The 24,999-nt window shown below is 54.2% G+C and carries 20 protein-coding genes; 8 read left to right on the plus strand and 12 right to left on the minus strand.

Translation table 11 applies throughout. From position 1 onward, the window contains the following. Positions 1–3: 3 nt before the first annotated feature. Together rplS and SOJ49_RS05055 are read left to right on the plus strand one after the other, a co-directional pair. Positions 4–357: a 50S ribosomal protein L19 gene (gene rplS, locus SOJ49_RS05050; protein WP_369857146.1), complete on the plus strand. Its 354-nt coding sequence runs from the start codon at positions 4–6 to the stop codon at positions 355–357. A 148-nt stretch (positions 358–505) separates the two neighbouring features. Beyond that, entirely contained in the window at positions 506–1,393 is an 888-nt protein-coding gene (locus SOJ49_RS05055) for a DsbC family protein (RefSeq protein WP_369857147.1), read from the plus strand. Positions 1,394–2,574: 1,181 nt separating this feature from the next. On the opposite strand, the gene truC is transcribed toward SOJ49_RS05055, so the two are convergent. Next, entirely contained in the window at positions 2,575–3,357 is a 783-nt protein-coding gene (gene truC, locus SOJ49_RS05060; RefSeq protein WP_369857148.1) for a tRNA pseudouridine(65) synthase TruC, read from the minus strand. A gap of 213 nt (positions 3,358–3,570) precedes the next feature. On the opposite strand from truC, the gene SOJ49_RS05065 reads away from it, so the two are divergent. Together SOJ49_RS05065 and SOJ49_RS05070 are read left to right on the plus strand one after the other, a co-directional pair. Further along, the gene (locus SOJ49_RS05065) at positions 3,571–6,558 is read left to right on the plus strand and encodes a TolB family protein (protein ID WP_369857149.1); all 2,988 of its coding nucleotides are present in this window, start codon (positions 3,571–3,573) and stop codon (positions 6,556–6,558) included. Positions 6,559–6,688: 130 nt separating this feature from the next. After that, positions 6,689–8,251, plus strand: a complete 1,563-nt coding sequence (locus SOJ49_RS05070) for a cation:proton antiporter (RefSeq protein ID WP_369857150.1) — start codon at positions 6,689–6,691, stop codon at positions 8,249–8,251. A 114-nt stretch (positions 8,252–8,365) separates the two neighbouring features. Here the strand turns inward: SOJ49_RS05070 and SOJ49_RS05075 are convergent, their stop codons facing one another. Beyond that, positions 8,366–8,929 (minus strand): TIGR00730 family Rossman fold protein, encoded by a 564-nt coding sequence (locus tag SOJ49_RS05075; RefSeq protein ID WP_369857151.1) that lies wholly within the window; start codon positions 8,927–8,929, stop codon positions 8,366–8,368. 356 nt (positions 8,930–9,285) lie between these two features. Continuing rightward, entirely contained in the window at positions 9,286–10,665 is a 1,380-nt protein-coding gene (locus SOJ49_RS05080) for a PhoH family protein (protein ID WP_369857152.1), read from the minus strand. Positions 10,666–11,245: 580 nt separating this feature from the next. Between SOJ49_RS05080 and trxB the strand changes: the two genes are divergently transcribed. Then, positions 11,246–12,208, plus strand: coding sequence for a thioredoxin-disulfide reductase (gene trxB, locus SOJ49_RS05085; protein WP_369857153.1), 963 nt, complete (start codon positions 11,246–11,248; stop codon positions 12,206–12,208). Positions 12,209–12,513: 305 nt separating this feature from the next. Next, a complete protein-coding gene (locus SOJ49_RS05090) occupies positions 12,514–15,633 on the plus strand; it encodes an EAL domain-containing protein (protein ID WP_369857154.1) in 3,120 nt (1,039 codons plus the stop codon). Between the two features lie 19 nt (positions 15,634–15,652). On the opposite strand, the gene SOJ49_RS05095 is transcribed toward SOJ49_RS05090, so the two are convergent. From SOJ49_RS05095 to SOJ49_RS05130, 8 genes are all read right to left on the minus strand, one after another. Beyond that, positions 15,653–16,330, minus strand: coding sequence for a Fe2+-dependent dioxygenase (locus SOJ49_RS05095; RefSeq protein ID WP_369857155.1), 678 nt, complete (start codon positions 16,328–16,330; stop codon positions 15,653–15,655). A 37-nt stretch (positions 16,331–16,367) separates the two neighbouring features. Next, positions 16,368–17,471 (minus strand): alpha-hydroxy acid oxidase, encoded by a 1,104-nt coding sequence (locus SOJ49_RS05100; protein ID WP_369857156.1) that lies wholly within the window; start codon positions 17,469–17,471, stop codon positions 16,368–16,370. 70 nt (positions 17,472–17,541) lie between these two features. Further along, complete coding sequence (locus SOJ49_RS05105) at positions 17,542–19,626, minus strand: TonB-dependent receptor (protein WP_369857157.1); 2,085 nt, start codon at positions 19,624–19,626, stop codon at positions 17,542–17,544. After that, positions 19,616–19,852 (minus strand): hypothetical protein, encoded by a 237-nt coding sequence (locus SOJ49_RS05110; protein WP_369857158.1) that lies wholly within the window; start codon positions 19,850–19,852, stop codon positions 19,616–19,618. The genes SOJ49_RS05105 and SOJ49_RS05110 overlap by 11 nt, the downstream gene beginning before the upstream one ends. 3 nt (positions 19,853–19,855) lie before the next feature. After that, positions 19,856–20,749 (minus strand): TonB family protein, encoded by an 894-nt coding sequence (locus tag SOJ49_RS05115; RefSeq protein WP_369857159.1) that lies wholly within the window; start codon positions 20,747–20,749, stop codon positions 19,856–19,858. Beyond that, the gene (locus SOJ49_RS05120; protein WP_369857160.1) at positions 20,746–21,171 is read right to left on the minus strand and encodes an ExbD/TolR family protein; all 426 of its coding nucleotides are present in this window, start codon (positions 21,169–21,171) and stop codon (positions 20,746–20,748) included. The genes SOJ49_RS05115 and SOJ49_RS05120 overlap by 4 nt, the downstream gene beginning before the upstream one ends. 6 nt (positions 21,172–21,177) lie before the next feature. Beyond that, positions 21,178–21,639: an ExbD/TolR family protein gene (locus SOJ49_RS05125; protein WP_369857161.1), complete on the minus strand. Its 462-nt coding sequence runs from the start codon at positions 21,637–21,639 to the stop codon at positions 21,178–21,180. Further along, complete coding sequence (locus SOJ49_RS05130) at positions 21,636–22,313, minus strand: MotA/TolQ/ExbB proton channel family protein (RefSeq protein WP_369857162.1); 678 nt, start codon at positions 22,311–22,313, stop codon at positions 21,636–21,638. Before SOJ49_RS05130 ends, SOJ49_RS05125 begins: the two co-directional genes overlap by 4 nt. Before the next feature lie 852 nt (positions 22,314–23,165). Between SOJ49_RS05130 and SOJ49_RS05135 the strand changes: the two genes are divergently transcribed. Both SOJ49_RS05135 and SOJ49_RS05140 read left to right on the plus strand, forming a co-directional pair. Beyond that, complete coding sequence (locus tag SOJ49_RS05135; protein ID WP_369857163.1) at positions 23,166–23,624, plus strand: flavodoxin domain-containing protein; 459 nt, start codon at positions 23,166–23,168, stop codon at positions 23,622–23,624. A gap of 29 nt (positions 23,625–23,653) precedes the next feature. Then, the gene (locus tag SOJ49_RS05140) at positions 23,654–24,100 is read left to right on the plus strand and encodes a hypothetical protein (protein WP_369857164.1); all 447 of its coding nucleotides are present in this window, start codon (positions 23,654–23,656) and stop codon (positions 24,098–24,100) included. A gap of 11 nt (positions 24,101–24,111) precedes the next feature. Here SOJ49_RS05140 and SOJ49_RS05145 read toward each other — a convergent pair whose 3' ends face one another. Further along, on the minus strand, positions 24,112–24,732 hold the full coding sequence (locus tag SOJ49_RS05145) for a hypothetical protein (RefSeq protein ID WP_369857165.1): 621 nt from the start codon (positions 24,730–24,732) through the stop codon (positions 24,112–24,114). Positions 24,733–24,999: the final 267 nt, after the last annotated feature.

Genomic DNA, 24,999 nt, shown 5'->3' on the forward strand with positions numbered 1-24,999 from the left:
ACAATGAGCAGCAAGAATCCAATCATTCAGCAGATTGAGAACGCCCAGCTGAAAGAATCCGTTCCTGAATTCGGCCCAGGTGACACTGTGGTTGTACAGGTTAAGGTAAAAGAAGGTACCCGTGAGCGTCTGCAGGCGTTTGAAGGTGTAGTGATCGGCAAGCGTAACCGCGGCCTGAACTCTGCTTTCACTGTCCGTAAAATTTCTCACGGTGTTGGCGTAGAGCGTACGTTCCAGACTCACAGCCCACAGATTGACAGCATTGCAGTCAAGCGTCGTGGTGATGTGCGTCAGGCGAAACTGTACTACCTGCGTGAGCGTAGCGGTAAATCTGCGCGTATCAGAGAGAAGGTATAACCTTCTTGTTATGAAAAACGGGCCTTGCGCCCGTTTTTTTATGGCTGAAAAACAGCATGGAGAGAGTGCATAAGGTATTGTTGGAACCAACGATGAGCCTTTGGTCTCTAAGCCTGAATTTATTCCTGACAACAGGGTGTTGGACACGATGAAAAAATTATTATTGGCGTTGCTGGTGGTTGGCCTGGCCGCTTGTAACGATTCGGATGCAGGCAACAGCGATGCGGCGGCTACGCAGAATCAAGCTGCCAGCTCCGATAACCGTACACTGGCAGAATCCCGCTTACAGCAAGTTTATGGTCCACATGTCAGTGTCGAAGCAGCCACTCTGATTGCCAATGGCCAGATACTGGAAGTGATTCTGGAAGGTGGCCCGGCAATCTATATGACACCGGACGCCAGTCATCTTATCTATCGGGATGAACTGATCGCCATTGATGGCCCGCAGGCTGTCAATATTACCCAGCAGCGCATGAACCCGCGTCGAGCCGAGAGCCTGGCGGCGGTTGCCGATTCGGATACCGTGCTGTTTCCGGCCAAAGGCGAGCAGAAAGCCCTGATTAACGTGTTTACCGATATTGATTGTGGCTACTGTCAAAAGCTGCATCAGGAAATCCCGCGTATTAATGAACTGGGAATCACCGTTCGTTACCTGGCGTACCCTCGTTCTGGAATTCAGGATCCGCAAACGGGCCGACCTACCCAATCGTTCCAGAAGATCAACTATGTCTGGTGTCAGGATGACCGTAAGACCGCGATGTCTGAAATGAAGAATACCCAACGCGAGTTAAATTCTTTAAGTCGCCAGCTGCGAGCCGGTGATGCCGCCGTGCAGACACGGGTGAATGAATTACAAAACACGCTGGTTTCTAATATGAAAGCAGGAGCAGCCTGTCAGGAACCGATTGCCGCACAGTACCAGTTGGGTCAAAAGCTGGGGGTGAATGGAACGCCGGCGATTATTGTTGACGATGGTCGTTTGTTTCCTGGCTATATGCCCGCCGAGGAGTTGGCAAGAGAACTGGGTGTGCTCTGAAGGGACGGGATACTTTTCAGGCAGTAAAAGCAAACCGGCAGCAAACTGCGAAACAAGCATGGCCCGGATGACTCGACGTTGCAGCAGCAGGGTCAAGACATCCGGGCTTTTTTGTGGCTGTTTTTATGGCAATAACGTTTTATAACCGCAGTCGCTTTTGCGCATTTTTCTGGCCATGGCTGCTTATGCCTGCGGCTTATATAAGTGATATTTTTTACTTCCAATGCTTGACGCTTACTGAATCAAGAGCTGACTTGTTTCTGTGGGTAACATTGTTATCGGTCTGGTTAAAAAACAACCAATCTGGGGCGGGTCGTTGCCCTGACTGGCTCTGGAGCGCTTTTGAAGATGATATTCACACGATTATCCACAGAAACTGTGGATGAAGTTGTGAAGGGTCAAATCGACAGAATAGTGACGTCAAGTATCTTTTCGGAAAAGTCACTCAAAACAGCGATAAAAAACACGCGGCGAAGTTGAGGCGTTGAGAAATTACTCACACTGGAGAAAAAGGCCAAATGTTGCGGTTTGGTTGTAATGATATTGACAACCAGTAGTTGTAACGCTCTAAGGTATTGAAAAGCAGGTATTTTTTAAAGCCGGAATCGGATGAACACAATGTAAGGCGGTGTGATGAATATCCATTTCAGCGTCCGCGATTTTATCCACTAGGTTATCCACAAGTTATTAAGAAGATATTTCAACGCTTTGGTGGAATTAGCCCAAGAATGATGGCATGCAAGTCTTGACAGAGATTTTTTTAAAAATGAAGCACAAATATTTTCTAACAGCCGTTATTCACAAAGTAATAAAACGGTAATTTTCTTCATCGATAAAAGTCAATATATGTCTTTGAAAAGTTGAAATTTTCCTATCTTGTTGATATTTAAGGGGTTTTATTTCTGGTTCAAAACCGACCAATCTGAAGCCAAGCCAGTATTTTCGCGGCTCTCAGGTACTTTTAAAGAAATTGTCCTCAGATTTATCCACAGATTCTGTGGGTAACCGGTCGTCAAGAGAAATTGGCGGTTATTTTGCTGATTTTGGCAAAAAATCCTGTCAAAAATACACGAAGAAAAGTGGTTGGCATGGATTTTTACGTTATCGGCCTCGATAACTGTGCACAACTTCTAATCAGACCGGTTGTGCACAACTCTGGGGAATAAGCATCGTTGGAGGGGCTATTGCTGTGCAAAGGTACTCGGTGCTTCGTGCCTGGTTCCGGGCAAGGTCTCAGACAACAGGCCGGGTAGCTGCTGCTGCCATTGAAAACGTTTGACCAGCGACAGCCAGATATCGTCCAGTGGTGCGGTAAACACCAGGGGTTGCCCGGTAACCGGGTGGGTCATGCTGAGTTGCCAGGCATGGAGCAGCAGGCGCCCGGCGTCAAAGTGATCGCGAAAGTAGCGACTGTGACGGCCTTTGCCATAACGGGCATCACCAATAATCGGGTGACTGAGGTGTTTTAGGTGGCGGCGGATCTGATGTTTACGCCCGGTTTTGGGCATGGCTTCGACCAGTGAATAACGGGACTGCGGATATTTGTCGATCTCGACATCAATTTCGACGGTGGCCAATAAGCTGAAATCGGTAATGGCTTCTTGCGCCGGTTTGATCACTTCCTGCTTGGCGTACTTGTCGACTGGCGGACTCATGGCGTAGTCGAGGTGGACAAATTCCGGCATATAGCCACGCACAATGGCGAGGTAGTGTTTATCAATGGCACGCTCGCGCCATTGATCAGCAATCTTGCTGGCCATTTCGCTGGAGAGCGCAAACACCAGAACACCGGACGTCGGTTTATCCAGCCGGTGTACCGGATACACGCGCTGTCCCAGTTGGTTACGCAGCAGTTGCAAGACAAAACGGGTTTCGTGACGGTCGATTTCACTGCGGTGTACCAGCAGTCCGCTGGGTTTGTTGATGGCAACCAGATGGTCGTCAAGATAGAGGATGTCGAGCAAGGGTAATCTTTTAACCTCTCGGGTCGGGCATGGGAGAGCATAGCTTATGGCGGGACTGTAGCCGAATCAGAATCTGGCTGCCACTCACGGCGAGGGCTTATAGTGGGCAGGGTGGGTTTTGTCATCCATTCGTGTTTACACTGAAGCTTGGTCTATTTCTCTGTCTATCTTGTTGTCTGTATCACTGCCTTTCAGGACATGGATTGCCTTTTTATGTATGTAGCCACCCGCTGTCACACTTCTACTATTACCCGGCCGGATGGACGGGTTCGGTGTCTTTGGCCGCTGTTGCCGTTGCTGCCGTTGCTGTTACTGCCGTTGCTGTTACTGTTGTGGCTAGTCAGCGGCCCGGTACGAGCTGAAGCCGTGGGCTGGCAATACCAGGGCCAGCATTGGTTTTCGCTGCAGAGCGAGCATTTTGTTGTCAATTACCCCTCCGGTCTGGAGGATATTGCCCACCGAACCGTGCAGATCGCCGAGCAGACCCATACCGAACTGTCGGCCTGGTTTGGCAGTCAGCCAGAGCATCCCACCCAGGTGGTGCTGGTGGACGACTTTGACGCCGCTAACGGCTGGGCCACTCCCTTGCCATTTGCCCAGATGCGTTTGTATATCAGTCCACCGGATCAGGTTAGCGGTCTGGAACATTATGACGACTGGCTCAGTTTGCTGATTCGTCATGAGTATACTCATGTACTGCACACCGATTTGCAGCGCGGTGCGGTACGTCAGAGTCGCAATCTATTTGGCCGAATGTGGTTCAGCTTTCCTCATGCACTGGAGCCATCACTGTTGCTGGAAGGGTTGGCGGTGTATCTCGAAAGCAACAAGGATCTTGGCAGTGGCCGACTCAACAGCACCTTTTATCGCATGCAAATGCAGGCCGAGCTGGAACAGCAGCCTGACTCCCTCGGCCAAGTGCTGGTTCCACCACGGGACTGGCCATACAACAAGGCCTATCTCTATGGTGCCTGGTTTGTTCGTTATTTGGCGCAGCAATACAGTGAACAACAGCTGAAGTATTTCCTCTGGCTGCACAGTGGGCGGCTGCTGCCTTATTCAGAACTCAGCGGCGATTTTCGGCGCAGTTTCGGGCTGTCGCTGGAGCAGTTGTGGCAGGGGTTCCTGACCGCTCAGGCAGCCGACTGGCAACCTCAGCGGCAGCAGCGTCTGGCGCAATCGTGGCAAGGGGAGCCATTACCCGGTAACGATCTGGTCACAGAGCGACGGCCGATGGCCAGCAACGGCAGCTGGCTGGCAGCGGTGGAATACAGCGGCGAGTCGGCCCGGCAGCTCGTGAGTTATCAGTCTGCAGGAACGGGCTGGGAACGGGTACAGCACGGGTCGGTAACAGGGGCATCCAGTGTGGACATTGGCCAGGATGGGAGGCTGGTGTATAGCCGTCCGGTGACAGCGGTTGATGGCCGGGTCTGGAATGATGTTTTTTACCGTCAGAAAAACGGCCGGGAAGTGCGTATCAGCCAGGGTTTGCGTGCCCGCCAGGTACGTTGGCTGAATACAGGGCAGCTGCTGGTACGCCGTATGGTGGCAGGGCGGGCAGAACTGTTAACGCTGGATTTACACGGCAACCGCCAGTTGCTGTGGCGCGGCGACTATGGTGTGGTGATCGGCGATGTTGATCTTTCACCGGATCGTACCCGTCTGGTCGCGGCGGTCAAACGGCCGCGACAGGGCTGGAATCTGGCACTGTACTCTCTGGCCAGCGCGACATGGCAACCGCTGACCAAAACCTCCGCTACTGAAAATGCGCCGGTATTCCGAGATAACCAGACCCTGCTGTTCAGTGCCGATTACGACGCAAACTTTGATATTTACCAGCTGTCGCTGACCGACCAGCAGCTGACCCGCTGGACGCGGGTGATGACCGGCGCATTTGAACCGCAATGGCTGGCAGACCGGTTGGTTTATCAACGCTATAGCACCGAAGGCTATGCCTTGTATGAAGTGAAAGAACCGTTGATGACAAGCGCTACAGGATTGGCAGATAACCGGCAGCGGATTGAATACCGGCACGTCGATACCAAACCGATCACGGCCATCATTCAGGATCACCCAGCCGCCACCGTTCAGGATCACCCAGCCGCCACCGTTCAGGATCAGACATCGCCGATATCTGCGCCAACATTGGTAGCAGCCGATCAATACCAACCCTGGCACGACCTGCGGCCGCGCAGCTGGTTTCCACTCTGGTATGTCGATGAGTTTCATACCGAACTGGGCGTTACCACTTGGGGTCAGGATGCCTTGGGACGACATAACTACAGCGTGAACCTGTTGCGTGATGTCACTTATGGGGTGACCAGTGGAACCCTGCTGTATAGCTACGACAATCGCTACGCGCTGTACCTCTCCCGAGAATACCGCTATGCCCAGGGTGCCGAGGATAACGAGCGCGATCAGCTGGGTCGCGAGGATCGGCTAATTGCCCAGCGTAATTACCTGTTACACGGCTTTGAGGATCGTTTCGCGCTCCACCTGGGTACGGTCTGGGAAAGCAAACAGGTGATTGATAACGCCGGTTTGCCCTGGCGTGGTGGGCAATGGTCTCAGGGGTTGGTGGGGCTGGCGGCGACCTGGGACAATCGCCAGAGCTTTCGTCAGGTGCCTGGTGTCGGGCAGGGCAGCTACGCTGATCTGGTGATTGAAAGTAATGATGTACTCAATAGCCAATACCGGGGAGCTCTGGCCCAGTTCCGGGGCCGTTACACTCTGGATCTACCTGGTCGAGATACTCTGACGTTAGGTCTCGATGGCGGCATCGCGGCAGATACCGGCGAGTACTTTGCATTGGGTGGGCAGACCGGTGATGAGGCGCAGCTGTTTGGTCGCGATCAGATTGCTTTACCTGGCTATCACGCAGGTGTCCGCTACGGCCACCGTTACCACAAGGAAAGCCTCAGTTCCCGCCTGTGGCTCGGGCGGCTGGAGCAGAACTGGTCAACCTGGCCAATCGGCTTTGGCGATTATTTCACCCGCGTATATGCCGTTGCCGGTGGCGTTGAGGAAGATGGCCAGTTTTCACGCTGGTTACCAGCGCTGGGGGGAGAGCTGACGCTGCAACTCTGGTGGGGCTACAGCACACCGGGTTCATTAACCATCGGTTACAGCCAAGGTCTGGATAACGCCAGCAGTAACGGCGGTGAGGGCTACCTGCAGCTGGTCTGGCCGCTGGGTGGCTGAGCACTGGAAGCAGTGGCGCAAAGCTTATCGACTGGTATTCTTGCCGTTGGCGGCAGTCGTTATTGGCCGGAGTCGCTGTAGTAACGCTGTAGTAACGCTGTAGTAACGCTGTAGTAATTAAGGAGCAGGAATGGATTTTGTCTGGATTCTGGTGGCATTTTTATGTGGCTTTGCCGTCAAGCAGTTAGGAATGCCACCACTGGTGGGGTATCTGTTAGCCGGGTTTGGCTTGAATGCAGCTGGTATGCAGCCGGATAGCGGGCTGAACCGGTTAGCCGATCTCGGTATTACGCTGATGCTGTTTACCATTGGCCTCAAGCTGAACATCAAGGCGTTGTTAAAAACCGAGGTCTGGGCCACTAGCGTGCTGCATACCGGAGTCTGGACGGTCTTGTTGGTCGGTATTATGACCCTGCTGGGCTGGCTGGGTATCAGCCACTATCTTGATATTTCCTGGCAAACCCAGCTGTTGATCGGTTTTGCACTGAGCTTTTCATCGACTGTCTGTGTCATCAAGATGCTGGAAGAATCTTCCGAGCTGAAAGCACGCCATGGCAAAATCGCGGTGGGCATTCTGGTGATTCAGGATATTGTCGCGGTGATCTTTCTGGTGGCGTCCACTGGCAAGGTGCCTTCGATAATGGCCTTCGGTCTGTTGGGATTATGGCTGCTGAAACCGCTGTTGCATCGACTGGTCAGCCGGGTTGGCCACGATGAACTGTTACCGTTACTGGGTTTTTTCCTTGCCCTGGGGGGAGCAGAACTCTTTACTCTGGTGCATATGAAAGGCGACCTCGGCGCTTTGTTAATGGGCATGCTGCTGGCATCCCATGGCAAGTCGGCCGAGATTTACAAGGCGCTGATGGGGTTCAAGGATCTGTTCCTGATCGGGTTTTTCCTGTCGATTGGTTTTACTGCGTTACCGACCCTCGATATGGCTGTACCGGTGCTGTTATTAACCTTGTTGCTGTTGCTCAAGTTCGGCCTGTTTTTTGTGCTGATGCTGAAGTTCCGGGTGTCGGGTCGGGCTTCGTATCTGAGTGCACTGGCATTAACCAACTTCAGCGAGTTTGGTCTGATCGTTGCCAATCTGAGTGTGGCGAAGGGCTGGCTGAGTAATGACTGGCTGGTGATTATCGCCGTGGCGATGTCACTGTCGTTTGTGATCAGTGCTGCGGTTTATCGCCGTGCTCACCATATCTATGCGTTACGCAAGCAACAAATTAACCGGTATGAGCGCTCGGGTGCTCACCCGACTTACGAAACGCCAGTACAGGCCGAAGTGCTGATTCTGGGTATGGGACGGGTTGGCAAAGGCGCTTACAAGGCGCTGGAACCCGAATATGGCCATCGTGTCTGTGGAGTGGAATCCGATCCCGAGCGGGTCGCCTACCTGAAGGATCGGGGTTTGAATGTAGTCGCTGGTGATGCCGACGATATGGAATTCTGGGAATGTATCGGCACGGCACGAGGAGATATCCGGCTGGTGATGATGGCACTGCCTTCGCATCTGGAAATGAGAAGCACGCTGGAGATGCTGCGTTTGTCCGGTTATCAGGGCAAGATTGCGGCGGTCGCCCGCTATGACGATGAGCGCCAGGAATTACTCAATCTTGGCGTTGATGTCGTGTTTAATTATTATTCTGAAGTCGGTGCCGGTTTTGCCGCAGAGAGCCGACATCTGTTGGTATGACCTGTTGGTATGACCTGTTGGTATGACCTGTTGGTATGACCTGTTGGTATGACCTGTTGGTATGACCTGTTGGTATGACCTGTTGGTATGACCTGTTGGTACGACCTGTCAGTGTCAGTGCCTTGTCGATGGCGTTGCCTGACGGTGATTTCTGAGTTTCAGCAGCAATTGATCCGGTTCACTGGCCCGCAGGATATCTGCTCCCTGATGGGCAAACCCCTGCTGGCGAATATGCACCAGCAGATCAAAAAACGGTTGCCAGAACTGGTCGATGTCGAAACAGGCGCAAGGTTTATTATGGTCACCGATATTGGCCCAGCACCAGATTTCCACCAGCTCATCGAGGGTGCCGATACCACCGGGCAGTGCCACAAAAGCATCGGCCAGCTCTGCCATCAATGCCTTGCGCTCGTGCATGCTGCTCACCAGACGCACTTCGGTTAAACCGCTGTGGGTTTTTTCCCGCTGTTCGAGGTTGCCGGGCATCACACCAATCACTTCGCCGCCAGCCGCCAGCGCTGCGTCCGCGACAACCCCCATCAGTCCTGACTGGCTGCCGCCATACACAATGCCGATCCCCTGCCGGGCCAGAAAGGTGGCCAGCGAGGCTGCTGCATGGGCAAATTTGGTTTCATTCCCCAGACGGGAACCACAATAAATAGCGACACGCTTGATCATCTCGACGTCCAGCAGAAAAATTCGGCTATAGGGGACACCTATTTAATCCGGCAGCCCCCGGAGGGCGCGGGTTGCCGCCGTCCAGTGCGGTGTTGACGAATTTGACAAGGACGCGTCATTTCGCTGCATTCGCCGCCTTGCCCTGAACAACGGCAACACTCGCGCAGAGCCGTGCAGGATTAAATAGATGTTCCCTTTAGCATACGTATCTGGCGCTGGCTGTCACCCGTTGGCCGAGCGCAATTGGCCATAGTTGAACTTGGTCGGCGCAAAACATGGTGCCTGATCATACCCGGTGTGATATTCCGGGAGCGCGAACAGTGCGCGCTCCCGGTACGGCTGGCTGCTGAGAACGATCAGAGATGGTTTTCGGCGTACTCTGCCAGCGGTGAACGAGGCGAACCTTCCAGGTGAATCGTGCCTCCCTGATTGAACTCCTTGAAGCGTTCGATCAAGTAGGTCAAACCCGAGCTGACCGGTGTCAGGTAAGGGGTGTCGATCTGTGACAGGTTGCCAAGGCACACCACCTTGCTGCCGGAGCCAGCACGGGTAATGATGGTTTTCATCTGGTGCGGGGTGAGGTTCTGGCATTCATCAATCAGAATCAGGCTGTGCTGGAAACTGCGGCCGCGAATGTAGTTCAGTGATTTGAACTGCAGCGGTACTTTTTTCAGAATGTAATCGACACTGCTGGTGGAGTGTTCGTCTTCGTTATGCAGGGCTTCGAGGTTATCGGTAATCGCGCCGAGCCAGGGTTCCATTTTTTCTGCTTCGGTGCCGGGTAAATAACCAATATCCTCATCCAGGCCACGGGTGCTGCGGGTGGCGATAATACGGCGGAATTGTTGGGTCGCGACGGTCATTTCAATGGCCGCTGCAAGGGCCAGAATGGTTTTGCCGGAGCCGGCCTGACCACTGAGAGTGACCAGCGAAATCGTCGGGTCGAGTAACAGGTGCAAGGCCATGGCCTGCGGCAGATCACGCGGGCTGAGTCCCCAGGCGACCTGCGACATCAACTGTTCAACCGGCAGGTCCTGCAGTACGGCAACCTCGTCATTCAGTTCAATCACCTTGCCGACAAAGCCGCTTTCATCAACGATAAAACGATTGATGTACAACTCGTCTGGCAGGTTGGCACGTGGCAGACGGTGGAAAGTACCAATGGCATCGTGAAAGGTATCGACCTGGCTCTGGCTTTCCCAAAAAGACCCGGCATAGGTGTTGAAACCGGTTTCCAGCAAGGAAACATCCGACAGCAGCTGGTCATTCTGATAATCCTGCGCACCAATACCACAGCCTCGTGCCTTGAGGCGCATGTTGATGTCTTTGGTGATCAGAATAATTTCGCGGCGGGGAAATTTTTCTTGCAGTGCCACCAGGCTGTTGATGATTTTGTTGTCGTTCAGATCCAGCGGCAGGGTGCGATTGCGGCTGTCGAAACCATCCAGCAGAATGGAAAAAAACCCGAGCGGATTACCGTCTGCCCGTTCAATCGGCACCCCCTTGGCGATCTCGGTGGGGGTGGCATCCCCAATAATGCGATCAATCTGTCGTATTGCTTCCCGGCAGTCGGTGGCGATGGACGCCTTGCCCATTTTTAATTTGTCGAGTTCTTCCAGCACGGTCATGGGAATGACCACCTGATGTTCTTCGAACTGGTGAATGGCACTCGGGTCGTGAATCAGTACATTGGTATCCAGAACGTACAGCTTGGTAGCAGTTTTGCGTGCGGCCATAAGGACACTCTCCTGGTTTCAATTGCAGAGAAGCAAACGTTGGGTCTGAGAAATGTTGGATTGGGAACGTGCGGGATGGAGCAAAAAGGGACATGGAGACGCTGGAGGGGAACGGGTTATTGGCAGGGGCAGCCAATGCGGCGGTGTCTGCGACACTGCTTGGCAATGATAAAAAACGGTGCTGCACCAGAGGCTGATACGGAACCGATGGCATTGACAGATTAACTGACAATGTTTCCCTCCCTCCGTGGGTAATGGCCTCACTATGGCCTCTGTTGCCGACCTTGCCAAGTCCTCTGTTGGCAATTTCATCCTGGCGCACTGTGTGAATGATTGCTTGCCTCTCTGCGCTATCAAACTGCGCTATCAAACTGCGCTATCAAAGGCGACAGTGGCCATCGGGCGTTTTGCTGCTCAGGGACTGATCAATGGACAAAATAGACGGGGTCATTGGCAAATATTATTGAACCGTTGCCTTGGCAACCGATAAGCTTGCCCCCATTGATTCGTTATCATTGTTATCTGATGGCTGCGCGATTATTCGCATCGTTGGCAGGCTTCCTTTTCTGGAGATTTTTGTATGAGCTCATCACGCCACGTAAAATTGTTAATCCTCGGCTCTGGCCCTGCCGGTTACACCGCCGCAGTGTACGCTGCTCGTGCCAACCTCAACCCGGTGATGATTACCGGTATGCAGATGGGTGGTCAGCTCACCACAACCACCGAGGTCGACAACTGGCCGGGTGATGCGATGGGGGTTCAGGGGCCGGAACTGATGGAGCGCATGAAAGCCCATGCTGAGCGTTTTGAAACAGAAATTATTTTTGACCAGATTCACACCGTCAAACTGGATCAGCGGCCGTTTGTCTTGCAGGGCGACAGCGGTGAGTACAGCTGTGACGCGCTGATTATTGCTACCGGTGCCAGTGCCAGATACCTGGGTATGGAAAGTGAAGAAGCTTTCAAAGGCAAAGGGGTATCAGCCTGTGCCACCTGCGACGGCTTTTTCTATCGCAAGAAGCCCGTGGCGGTGATTGGCGGCGGCAATACAGCGGTTGAAGAAGCGTTGTATCTTTCCAATATTGCCTCCGAAGTGATCGTGGTACACCGCCGCGACAGCTTCCGCTCGGAAAAAATCCTCGCCGACAAATTGCTCGAAAAAGCCGCAAATGGCAATGTCACCATTCACTGGAACAGCGAGCTGGATGAAGTACTGGGCGACAACATGGGTGTCACCGGTATGCGTATCAAACATCGAGAAAGCAGTGAGACAACGGAAATCGCGCTGGACGGTATTTTTGTCGCTATCGGTCACTCACCCAATACCGGTATTTTTGAAGGTCAGCTGGAGATGGAAGGGGGTTATTTGAAGGTGCAGACCGGCAGTCATGGTAACGCCACTCAAACCAGCGTAGAGGGGGTGTTTGCGGCGGGTGATGTGTCTGACCATATTTACCGTCAGGCGATTACTTCTGCAGGCACCGGTTGTATGGCTGCGCTGGATGCCGAGCGCTATCTGGATAATCTGGCGAGCGGCCAATAACTCGCCGTCACCCTCATCACCATCCGTTCGCCCACGTCTCTTGCGGATGGTGTGGCGGACGGATTCCAGAATTCCTGAGGATGGTACCCCTAAACCCACCATTAACTGTTGTTGCTGCAGGAATTTTTCGCCTATTCTCTGGTATCAGCGTGCTGTTGACTCTTCTAACAAAAACAGCCTGTAGCGGGATGCAGGCGTTGATTAAGCAGTCAAACTCCGGTTACTGACTATTCTTTGTACATCGGTGCATCTGAATGGTGTTTGACGTTCAGGAAGGTTCAGGAAGGTTCAGGGAGTAAAGGAATATGGTTGGCAGACATATTTTGCTGTCGCTGTTACTGGTCGCGGTTATCACAGCTCTGACCGGGTGGGGGATTACTTCGCTCTGGAATGAGCAGATTATTGACGCCAAAAAACAGCATGAAGAGCAGCAAGTACAACTGGTCAGCTCACAACTGTCAGGTTATATGGCGGACAGTGGTGACTTGCTGCGCTCACTGGCGCAGGAGCCAGCGCTTATCGCTGCCTTGTCACAAGATAATGGCAGTGCCCAGGTGGCCGATATTCTGTTTGGCATCACCAGTCGCCACGCTTCCTATTACCAGGCACGCTGGATTGACCAACAAGGCATGGAGCGCGTGCGTTTACAGCGCTACGGGCGTCGTATCCAGCATGTACCCACCAGCGAACTGCAAGACAAATCGAGCCGTTATTACTTTCAGGATGCCATCAACGTTGCGCCAGGCAATGTGTATTTTTCGCCCATCGACCTGAACGTGGAATACGGTGAGGTGGAACGGCCGTTCCGGCCAATGATCCGGGCGGCGATTCGGGTATTTGATGATGCTGGTCATGATCGTGGCATCGTGATTATCAACGACAGTCTGACACCCATGTTTGAGTGGCTGGAACACAGCACCACCGGCAGCCTGTTACTGATGGCTAATAGTGCTGGTGACTGGTTAAGAGGCTTCAGCCGTCAGGACGAATGGGGCTTTATGTTTGGCAAGCCCCGGCGCATTGGTGATCAATCAGAAATCGTGTGGGAGGCCATGGGGAACCAGCCTTCAGGAACGCTGGTGCAGCCGGAGGGGATCTGGATCTGGAACGTGGCCCATACCGGTGAGCGGCAATGGGGCTATGCGGAAACCATGGATTACCAGCACGCCCCCAATCTGCTGTTGGTCAGCTTTATTTCAAATACCGAACTGTTGCAACTGGTCAGCCGCGAGAGCGGTTATGTCTGGGTGGGCTGCATCTCGGTTGGCATGATTCTCTGGGGACTATTGACCGCCTTTCTGTATTTTCGTTGTCGTCACCAGGATGTCTCTCTTCAGCTGCAAGAGTCTGAGCGCTTGCGTGAGATGGAAGCTGATTTGATCCGGGCACGGGCACAAGCGCAAAACCTGGTGAATGGTAACGTCAATGGCATTTTGATTGTTGATGGCAATGGCAATATTCAGATGACCAACCCGGCTCTGGATACGCTGTTTGGTTACCAGAAGGGTGAACTGGTCGGGCAACCGATGGAGATATTGGTGCCGGATAACGCCGTGCTGTTTGACCCAGATCCCTTGGCCACCGGTATCCGCCAGCCCGGACGTCGAACGATGGCGAGAAATCGGCATATTCGGGCCAAACATCATGACGGCAGTCTGGTTGACGTCGAGGTCAGCCTCAGTCCGGTGCAGTCTGACGACGGTGTCAAAGTATCGGCCACCGTGGTTGATATTACCGAGCGGCTGGAAAACGAAAAGCGGCTGCGTAACTACGCCAGTGCCTTTCAGGAAGCCGGGGAAGCGATGGTGATCACCGATGCCAACTGGCAGGTTGAGCACGTCAATACCATGTTTTCCAATCTGTGCGGTATGCCGGAATCAGTTGTCGAGGGAGCCACGCCCACGGCGTTTTTACTGGAACGGCTGGAACCCGGTGGCGCTTCACTGCAACAGCTGGTGGGAGATTCGGATCACTGGGGTGGTGAGTGGCAAGCATTAACCACGGCAGATGAGCCGTGTCCGGTGCGGCTGTCGATCAGCAGTGTCCGGGATACCAGAGGACGCCTGAGTCACTATGTATTTTCTTTTTCCGATATCAGTGAAATCCGCAGAGCTTACGTACAGCTTGAACATCAGGCCTATCATGATGCCCTGACCGGGTTGCCCAATCGTATGATGCTGCAGGAGTCGATCGACTTGGCGATTGGTCGGGCCAAGCGCCACCGGGAAAAATTTGCCTTGTTGTTTATTGATCTCGACAACTTCAAATACATCAACGATGGCTTGGGGCATCGTGCCGGTGACCAACTGCTCAAGCAGGTGGCGGATGCACTCAAAGAGGAACTGCGCGAAGAAGACGTCGTCGCTCGCCTGGGCGGAGACGAATTTGTTGTCTTGCTGGAAGGTATTGGCCAGGCCCATGCCACCCGCCTGGTGCTGGGTAAACTGACGCGCCGGTTGTCTTCAGCGTTTGCGATCGAAAATGACACGGTGCGGGTAACCGCCAGTATTGGCGTCTGTATTTATCCAGATGATGGCCGCGATGGCGAAACCCTGCTACGCAAAAGCGATATGGCCATGTATCAGGCCAAAGAAGCGGGCAAGAACCGCTGTTTCTTTTTTTACGAAGACACCGACTCGATATCACGGGATATGCTGAAAACCGAGTATCAGCTGCACCGGGCGATTCAGGAAAACGAGTTGCATCTGGTCTACCAGCCACAGGTCGATACCTCGACCGGCCAATTGCAAGGGGTTGAAGCACTGGTGCGCTGGTCTCACCCGGAGCGGGGAGAAATCCTGCCGGAAGAGTTTCTGCCGGTGGCAGAAAAAATGGGGCTGATGTCGGAGCTGGAAAACTGGGTAGTCCACACCGCCAGTCGGCAGGCGGCAGCCTGGAACCATGATGGAGTACAGTATGGAAAAATGGCCATCAACCTTTCTGGCAGCTTTCTCAAACGACCCGATTTTGCCACCGATATTATTACCATGATGGCGGAAAACAAATGCCCAGCGAGCTGTATTGAACTCGAAATCACCGAAGGTTTTATCCTGCATGGAGCGAATCAGGTAATCCGCGAGCTGCATCATCTCAAAGCGGGCGGTTTCAGCCTGGCAATGGATGATTTTGGCACCGGCTATTCATCGTTATCGTATTTACGCAAACTGCCCATCGACAAGCTCAAGATCGACAAGCAATTTATCAAGGACATCGTTGATGACGATGGCAGTCAGAAAATTGTCTCCGCTGTTATTGCCATGGCCAAGAGTCTCGGTATGACCGTCATTGCAGAAGGCGTGGAAACCCGGATGCAGGCCGAAATTTTGCGTTTCAAGGAATGTGACCAGTTACAGGGCTTCCTGTTTGAACGGCCCATGGCCGTCAGCGAATTTGAACGCTTGTACGCGTCGACAGGGACTGGCTGAGGTACAGAGCAGGCCGCATTTACACCGCCCATTCCCTGAGCAGGTTGTGGTACAGCTGGCTCAGGCGGCTGACTTCTGCATCACCTTCGCCCAGAGCCACGGTCAAGGCTTGTACGGATTGATCCAGTTCGAACAGCATTTCACGCTGGTGGGCGTCGCGAATCAGACTTTGAATCCAGAAAAACGAGCAGATGCGCTGTCCTGCGGTGACTGGCAGTACCTGATGCAACGAGGTGGACGGATAAATAATCAGCGAACCAGCCTCCAGCTTGACCTGCTGGGCACCATAACGGGTTTCGATCACCAGCTCGCCACCGTCGTATTCGTCAGGGCTGTTCAGAAACAGCGTACAGGAAACATCGCTACGCAGTTGCTCCGGGCTGCCCAACGCCAAGATGGCGTTATCCACGTGCAGGCCGTAGTGGCCGCCGTCCTGGTAACAATTGAACTTGGGTGGAAAATAGCGCGACGGTAACGTCGCCGATACAAACAGCGGATGACTCTGGAGTTTGCCAAGGATCAACTGGCGTAGCTGCAGTGCCTGCTCTGAATGATCATCCAGCTGCAGGTTACGCTTGACCTGTACCGCCAGCGTGCCAGCGGTCAGACTGCCGTCCTGCCAGGGGCCAGCCGCTAATTGTTGGCGGCAGTAGTGTACTTCTTGCGGGGTTAACAGCGTGTCGATAGGCAACAGCATAGGGAGTCCTGGGCGTCTTGTTATTGGCTCTCAGCGATCAGCCAAGAGCATCTGCCTGGATATGGGCGATGGTTGGGCAGCCCGCCAGGGCCATGGTCATTTCCAGCTCATCCTGCAGAATTTTCAGCATATGAGCAACGCCGAGTGCGCCAGCAACGGCCAGGGCATACAGCTGCGGCCGACCAACCAGCACCGCGTTGGCACCCAGCGCCAAGGCCTTGAACACATCCGTACCCCGACGAATGCCGCTGTCCATCAAGACCGGAAAGTCCGCACCAACGGCACGCCGAATGGCTGGCAAGGCGTCGATGCTGGCCGGTAGGCCATCCAACGTTCGGCCACCGTGGTTGGAAACAATCAGACCATCAAATCCGGCTGCTTGCAGCGCAGTGGCGTCAGCAGGATTGATAACGCCCTTGATCACGATAGGGAGGCGGGTTTGCTGGCGCAGCCAGAGCAGGTCGTCCAGTGTCGGGGCGTCGGCCATAATGCCATTAAGAATGATGCTTTGCTCAGCGGACAGTGTCCGTTGGGCGGGGCGGGGCTGGTGTTGCAAATTAGCTTCGATCACCCCGTCGGGCAGTTGGAATTTGGCTCGTTGAGGGCGATTTCTGAGGCCGTTCACCGGCGCATCCAGAGTAATGACCAGCACCTGATAGCCGCTGCGTTCGGCGCGTTGCACCAGTGCCAGCGAGCTGGGCCGGTCGTGTTGCCAATACAGCTGAAACCAGAGCGCGCCCTGATGATGGCTGGCAATGGTCTCCAGTGTCGTACTGGCCAGTGTACTGACCACCATAGGGGTTGCCATGGCCGCAGCGGCCTCGGCAGTGGCCAATTCTCCGGCCGGATGAACCAGTTGCTGGTGGGCTACAGGGCCGAGCAATAGCGGGTGAGCTAGTGGTTGGCCAAACAGGGTGGTACGCGTATTGGCTTGTTGAAAGTCCTGTAACAGACGCGCTTGTAGCGGGATAGCGTCGAGCCGCTGGCGGTTACGTTGCATGGTCAGATCGTCGGCGCAACCGCTGGCAATGTATTCAAGAATATCGTGGCGAATAAATTCAGCCGCACGATGTTCGTAGTCATGGATGGCAACCAGATCAGCAGGAATATGGGATAAATGGGGTTGCTGAATGTGTGTCATCTTGTTTCCTGTGGAATGTAACCGGAAAGCAGGTGCAGCTTGTTGCTGCACCTGCTGTCTTCAGGGCGGATCAGAACTCGTAAGACAACGTCAGCTGGGCATTACGGGCGTCACCAATATAGGCGAAAGTACCGCTGCGATAGGCTGTCAGATAGTAGTTCTTGTCGGTCACGTTACCTACGTTCAGTCGGGTTTTCAGCTGTTCGTTGATGTCGTAGTTGGCAAATGCATCAAACACCGTGTAAGCCGGTACATACAGATCGCCCGCAGGGCTGTCTGGCTGACCAACGTAAGACTCGCTGGCGTGGGTAGCGGAACCACCGAAGCTGAACTTGTCGGTCAGTTGATAACGCAATTGCAGGTAGCCAGAACGATCAGAGAAGTTGGCCAGACGACCACCTGGCTCAACAGCAGAACCATCACGATTGGTGGCTTGGGTTTTCAGTATTTCTGACGTCATCAGGGAAAAGCCGAACTGAGTACTGAGTTTCTCGGTCAGGTTGCCGGTGAGGCCGATTTCCAGACCTTCAACACGGTTTTTACCGGTGTTGTAAGTACCGGCGGTATCGTAATCGGTGCCTTCCATGACATCGTCTTTGGTGATTCTGAAAATAGCTGCCGTGGCCAATAACTTCTCATCCAGCATTTCATGCTTGATACCCAGCTCGAGGTTTTCGACCGATTCCGGTTTGGCCTTGTCGACGCTCTCGGCACTGGAACACAAACCACCATAACCGCAGTTACCGCCGACATCGGATTCACCACCGTTAATATTGCTGGAGGTGCTCCAGGTCGCGTATACATTGGTGTCTTCTGCGACTTTGACGGTACCGCCGAGGTGGCCGTTCCAGAGCGTATCGCTGTATGTGTAAGGCGTTTTTGAGGTTACCTGAGTGTCCCGGTCGGTACTGACCACCACGTTGTCGTAGTCGAAGTTGTCGGCACGAATACCGGCAAACACTGAGACAAATTCGTTTACTTCAATGGTATCCATCAGGTACAGCGACCAGGTGTTGATTTGATAGTCGGAGTCCCAGTCGCCCTTGGTGATGTCGCGTTGCAGCAGGTTGTTAATGTTGCTGACCGCATTGCCGCTTTCATCCAGCAAACAGTAATTTTCAGTGCCATTCACAACACAGTTGGTCGCGCCGGTCGAGGTGCCGGTATAGGTACCGTTCAGCACATTGTGGCGGGAATATTCCAGCCCGGTTACAAACTCATGCTTCTTGCCAGCCAGGTCTGCGTCAAAGTAGAGATTCAGCTGGTTGACGAAGTAATCAACCTCTTGCCAGCCCTGATGGTTGCTTGTTGTTATTGTGAACTCTCCGGTGTCACGGGTTGAGGCACCAGCACCCGTCACGAAATAGCCGTTATTGGTGGTGCCGTAACGCATGGCGTTGGTGATGGTGACATTATCGCCTTCGTATTCGGCGCGCAGGGTGAAGGTATCGACGCGGGATTTGAGGAAATCTTCATCCTGTACATAAGACGGGATATCTTCGTATACCTTGCCGGTATCCCTGCTGATAAAGGCACCCAGGTCAGCGTGATCAAACGCCTGCAAGTGGTAGTAGTCGGCGATGACTTTCAGCTTGTCGGTAGCCTGTAGACTCAGTGACAGCGCGGCACCGTTACGTTCGCGGTCGGCGGGTGCGCGGTCGGGTACTTCCTCATAGGCATGCAGCAGGTTGGCACGTACCGCGATGTCGTCGGTGATGCGCAGATTGCTGTCGAGCGTGGCCCGGCGATAGTCATCGGTGCCGATTCCGGCTGACAGTTTGTTAAAGGAATATTCGCTGTTGGCCTGCTTGGTAATGCTGTTGATCGCACCACCGGTGGAGCCTCGACCGGCGAAGGTGGAGCTGGGGCCCTTGGTGATCTCGACCTGTTCTACCGCAAAACTTTCACGGGTGGTCATACCGGGGTCTTTCAAACCATCGACAAAGACGTCGGAGCGGGCTTCGTGACCACGAATCACATAACGGTCACCAAAGGCGTTACCGTTTTCGCCGGTACCCAGCGTGATACCGGGTTGCGCCGCGAGAATATCTTTCAGATCACTTTTGCCAGACTCCTGAATCATGGTCTGGGTCAGTACCGAGATGGTTTGCGGCGTGTCGGCCAGCTCCTTGACGTGGCGGCGGTCACCGGACACTTTGGCCTTGTATGGCGCCTTCTTCCGCGTAGGGGTTGGTATCGAGTGCCCGCTCTTCAATTTGCATGGTGTCGAGCATGATCGGGGCGTCGTCGTCCTGAGCCATCGCCGTGGTACCCAGCAACAGCGTCGGAATACCGACCATCGCCGATCCAAGTAGCGTGGAACGCTGTTTGAATACCGGTTTACGCAGAGTTAAGGGAGTGCGTCGTGTGTTATCGCTCATGAATCAGTCCTTAAAGGAGGTGTTGGTAATTAATGAATATTCGACAGGAATGACCAGCGGCAGGGTCAACCTGTCGGGGTGAAAGTCATCCGGAACGCCGGGTAGAGGGTTGGCCCGTGCCAGCATTTCGAGAGCCGCCTGATCCAGTAACGGATTGCCGGACGACTGGTAAATACCGGAGCGAATGACCTCACCATTGCGGTTAATGGTGAACTGCAATTTGACGACCCCTTCCTGCTTTTTCTTTTTTGCAACGGTCGGGTATTCCTGAAACCGGTTCAGCCAGCGCTGGATACTGGCGATATAATTTTTGCTATCGCCGCGCTTGCCACCGGCGCGTTGCTGATCTGCCTTGCCAGTGGCTTTCACCATGGCTTTGCTGGTTTCTGTTCGGGTCTCTTTCGGCTCGTCGAGTGGACGTTCGGCCGTCTCTGACTCCGGTTCAGGTTGCTGCTCAGATTCTGGCTCTGCAGGTGGCTGTTGCTGTTTGGCTACCTTGAACGTTGCCACTTCCGGCACCACCGTTGTGGGTTCTGGCAACTTGACGATTTCTGGCTGCGGCGCGATTTCTGGCTGCGGCGCAATCGGTTTGGCTGGCGGCGTTTTGGTAACGGGCTTTGATACCGGTTTTGGCCGCACCGGATCTGGTTTGGGCTTGGGTGGTTGCACAGGTTCTGGTGGTTGCACTGGTTCAGGTTCTGGCTCGGCAAGTCGCTCTGCGGCATTGGCATAACTGCCCAGCATGCCCAGATTGACATCGACACCGGATTCTCCGTCAGCGACGGCATCCCCCAACGCGCTGGCCGGGGTGTAAAACAGCAGCCAATAAATCGCCAGCACATGCAGGACAGCCGCCACGGTCAAGGCGCCCAACCAATGGATTCGGGTCAGTGTCATTTGACGGTTCCTTCCGGTGCTTCGGCGTACAAACGTACCGACTGGAAAGAAAACTGGCGTACCACCGCCAGAGCGTTCTCCAGTGCGGCGGCGGTAGCGCGCTGATCGGCAAAAATTCCGACCGCTACCGACGAAGGCTGGGGCAGCGCTTGCAGTCTGGTAGCCAGTTGTTCCGCCGTGCAGGCGATGCCATCCAGCGTCATGTCACCTTGTTGAGACACTTCCAGGCGCAGGTCGGACTGGCCTTCAGCCTGTTCCAAGGCAGCCTTGGGCAATACCAGCTCGGCATTGGGCAGCGCCCGAATCTGTCCGGCGACCATAAAAAAAATCAGCAGCAAAAAGACGATATTGATCAGCGGGATCATATTGTCGTCGTTGTTTCGCGATGTGTGCGGTGTGAGCAGGGAATGACTCTGGAGCATGACGGGTTATTCCGGAAACAGGGCAGATTGACTGCGGGCGGGTGGTGCAACGGCAGTTGCCGCATCTGTGCCTGACAGCGCTTGCCCGAGAGTGACCGCTGGCAGCTCCAGCGTGGCCAGCGTGGTCATCACCTCGACGATGCGTTGCACCTGAATATCAGCTTCCGGTAACACCACCAGCTTGCTGCTGTGATCGATCTGGCCGATGGCCTGTTCAAGGGCATCAAAGCGGGCCGGTTTATCCTGTGCCAGCGTGACCGAGCCGTCGTGGTGGAGCACCAGCAGTTGGGGCAACTCGTCGCTCCTGCTGTTGGTCGTTACTGCCGACTGCGACGCCAATGGCAGGGTTAGCCATTGACTGAAACTGGAGGTCAGCATGAAGAACATCAGCAGGATAAACACCACATCAATCAGTGCCGTCAGGCTGATCGGGCGTGCCCGGCGTGGCGTTATGGCCAGGCTGCTCATGCGCGCTGGGCCGCCAGTTCGCAAGTCGGCGCATCGGCGTCCGCATCCTGCTGTGTGGACTGAAGGAAGAACAGGCGGTCAATCACATCCTGCAGCTCACTGGTTTGTAATTCGGCCTTGCGCTCCAGCGCGCTGTGGATCATCGAGACCGGAATCGCGACCGCCAGACCAGCAGCGGTGGTCAACAGTGCTTGCCAGATACCGCCCGACAGTACTGCAGGATCAACCTGGGAACCGGCGGCTTCCATGGCCTGGAAAGCTTCGATCATGCCTAGCACCGTACCGAACAGACCCAATAAGGGGGCGATATTGGCAATCACTTCCAAGGGCCGTAATCCCTGAGTCAACTTGCCGACTTCCAGCCGGGCGAGGCGCAGGGTTTCTTCTCGCAACGATGCGACTGACAGCGCGGGTGTTTTACGCAGCTCGAGGAATTTTCCAATCAGACTGAGACAAGGGGATGGATGATTGCGGGTCATCAGCAAGGCTTGCGACTGTTCGCCGCTGGTGATGCGTGCAAAGGTTGCGTCGATACGCTGTCGAGAACCGGAACCTTGCCGGAAAAACTGCCATAACTTGGCCAGAATAAGCGTGCTGGCAACCAGGGAAAGCACCAACAAAATCGCGTTGATAGGCCCTCCGATCGTGTTCATCAGTGTTTGCAGTTGATCCATGGTTACCGTTCCTGAAAGTGGTTATGCAATTATGCTAATATTAATGATAATGCTTATCAAATATTTTCGTAATTCTAATTGAACTTTTTCATTCATTGCAGAGTGGCAACAGAGTGCGGGAAAGGGGGGGGGGGAGAAGGTTTGGGAGTTGTGGGAATTTTGGGATCAGAGGATCAGGGGAAGGGTTCACATAACTCAGGACAACTATTCAGGTGTCACACATGCCAGTAAGAACGCCAGTTACCGCATCGCTTTTAGTGGCGGTCGTTTGCCATGGCCAGAGAATGAGAAAGAGTACCCTGGCGGTTTTGAATCAGTGTACTCACATAAACAGATTCTCTGGTCGACAGAGTTCGAATCGTCAGCGTCTGTACCGGCTTAAAATTCATCTGTCGCAAACCCGGCAAAAGCCGCTGTGCTGTCATAATCACGACAGACTTTCAGTACATTGTTCAGTACATTTTTTCATCTTCCAGCGCATGAACCCTGTAATTAGTGCGTTTTAACCCAAGGGGATCCTCTATTTAATCCTGCACAGCGCTGTGCGAGTGTTGCTGGATGTCAGAGCAAGGCGGCGAACGCCGCGAACGAGTCTTTTTCACGTTCGCCAACACCGCTCTGGCGGGCAGCAACCCGCGCCCTTCGGGGGCTGACAGATGATTACGACTCGGTGTCGCCGGTTGTTGACTTGGCCCGTCAGACCTGCAAACCGGCTTCGTGCTTCGACACCATCCGGAAGCCCGGAGCAGGCACCGGATTAAATAGATGATCCCCAAGGCCTGTTATTTGCAGTTCAGGCTGTAACCGCTAATCGAATCCAGGCTTGCTCACCACTGGCACAGAGGTCAAATCATGGCAAAAATTCAGGTCATCATCGGTTCCGTCAATGGCACTGCCTTGCAGGTCGGTGCTGTGGTTGCGCAACTGCTGGAAAAACTCGGGCACCATGCCTGGATCAATGTTGAACCCAGCGCCGCTGATCTCGGCCGCGATGCGGATGAAATATTGTTGATCTGTTGCTCCACCACCGGCAACGGTGAACTGCCACGCAATATCTATCCGGTGTACCTGGCCCTGGAAGACCAGCTCGTCAACCTGCAAGGCCGGCGTTATGCGGTCATTGCCCTGGGCGACAGCGGTTATCCCCGTTATGCCCAGGCCGGAATGACACTGGAAGCCTTACTGTACGGCAGTGGCGCCAGTCAGGTCAGCGATCTGTATCGCCTTGATGCCGCTCTGGTTCCTAATGCTGAACAACCCATGGCCGCTGCCCGCTGGGCACTGCAATGGTCTGACCTGCTCAGTGCCTGATTTTCTTCTCCACCCGGAAACCCGTCCGAATGTCTGATACGGATATGACTTCAATAGCAGAAAGCCCGATGCAACTGCGCTTTTTGGTATTTCACGTACACCGGGTCAGTGCCCGTCTGCGTTATCTGACCATGCCCTACGGCCAGCTTTGTATGCCAACCCCCTTACCCAAACTGGCGGAACTGATGGATGAACGGCCACAATTCGACAAGCTGGCCATTCATCCCGGCACCTGGCTGAAGCAAGCCTGTGAACAGATGCAGCTGCCGCTCGATCGCCTGTCGGTAGAACCCGGCTTCCGCCGCTGGATAGACACCCCTGGCCAGCCAACTCAGGTATATATCCTGCGGGTTTCAGGCCCGTCGCCCTTCGCTGCCCCGGAAGGCATGCGCTGGATTGAACTCCCGGACTGCTTCAGCATGTTGCCAATCGAACGGCTGTTAATGCAGTCGGTGTATCAGTACTTGCTGGAGTAGCTCAGCATGGTTCATGGTCTGGCCGTGTGCTTCAGCAGCAGCGACCAGAACCACCAGTAGCCCACCCCGAACAACACCATTCCCCCCAGCCCGACTGACGAGGTCGTGACATGGCTGTGGTTCCCCAGCGACAGGCCCAAGCACAGCGCCAGCAGAGGCAAGCACAGCAGCATATTCCAGCCAATCATGGTGGCGATTTGCTCAAACAGCAGCAGTTGGGAGCAGAGGGTATAAATGACGCTGGCCACCAGAATAACCAGCAGTAGCCAGCCGAAGGCGGCACTATCGACCAACAGCACCAGCAATTCCGGCAATATCAGGCTGAGCAGCACGGCAGCAAGCCCCAGCCATGGCCAGTTGGCCGCAGCGGGGAAGGCCAGACGCTGCAAAACAATCAGCAACAGCGCCCGGATGCCCAGTAGCGTACTGGCACCAAAAGCAACCGAAGCAACCGAAAACGACGCCAGCCCCAGTTTTATGCCGATTACCATCACCACTGCGGCTGCCAGCAGCGCGGTCAGCCGGGTGATTTTCGGATAAATACCCGAATGGCTGAACCATTGCCTGATGGCCAGCTGCCATGATGGCAGTGGCAATAATGGTTCAGAGCGACGAAGCTGAAACAGAGACATAAACACCTCGGCTGAATGGTAGGCAGGCAATCCTAATGATCAGGAACCCCGCAATGGCTAGAAACCAGAGCGGCTAGAAACCAGAGCGGCTAGAAACCAGAGCGGCTAGAAACCAGAGCGGCTAGAAAACCAGCCCATCATGCCGTAGCCCGGCCCAAGGTATTAGCACCACAATGGCACTGAACAAGCGGTACAGATGACCCCTGTACAGTTAACTGAACTGGCTAATTGAGAGAAAACTGTACTGGTTGCCAGCGCCATCACGAC

It is taken from the genome of Candidatus Thalassolituus haligoni (assembly GCF_041222825.1).
GTDB classification, from domain to species: Bacteria; Pseudomonadota; Gammaproteobacteria; order Pseudomonadales; family Oceanobacteraceae; genus Oceanobacter; species Oceanobacter antarcticus.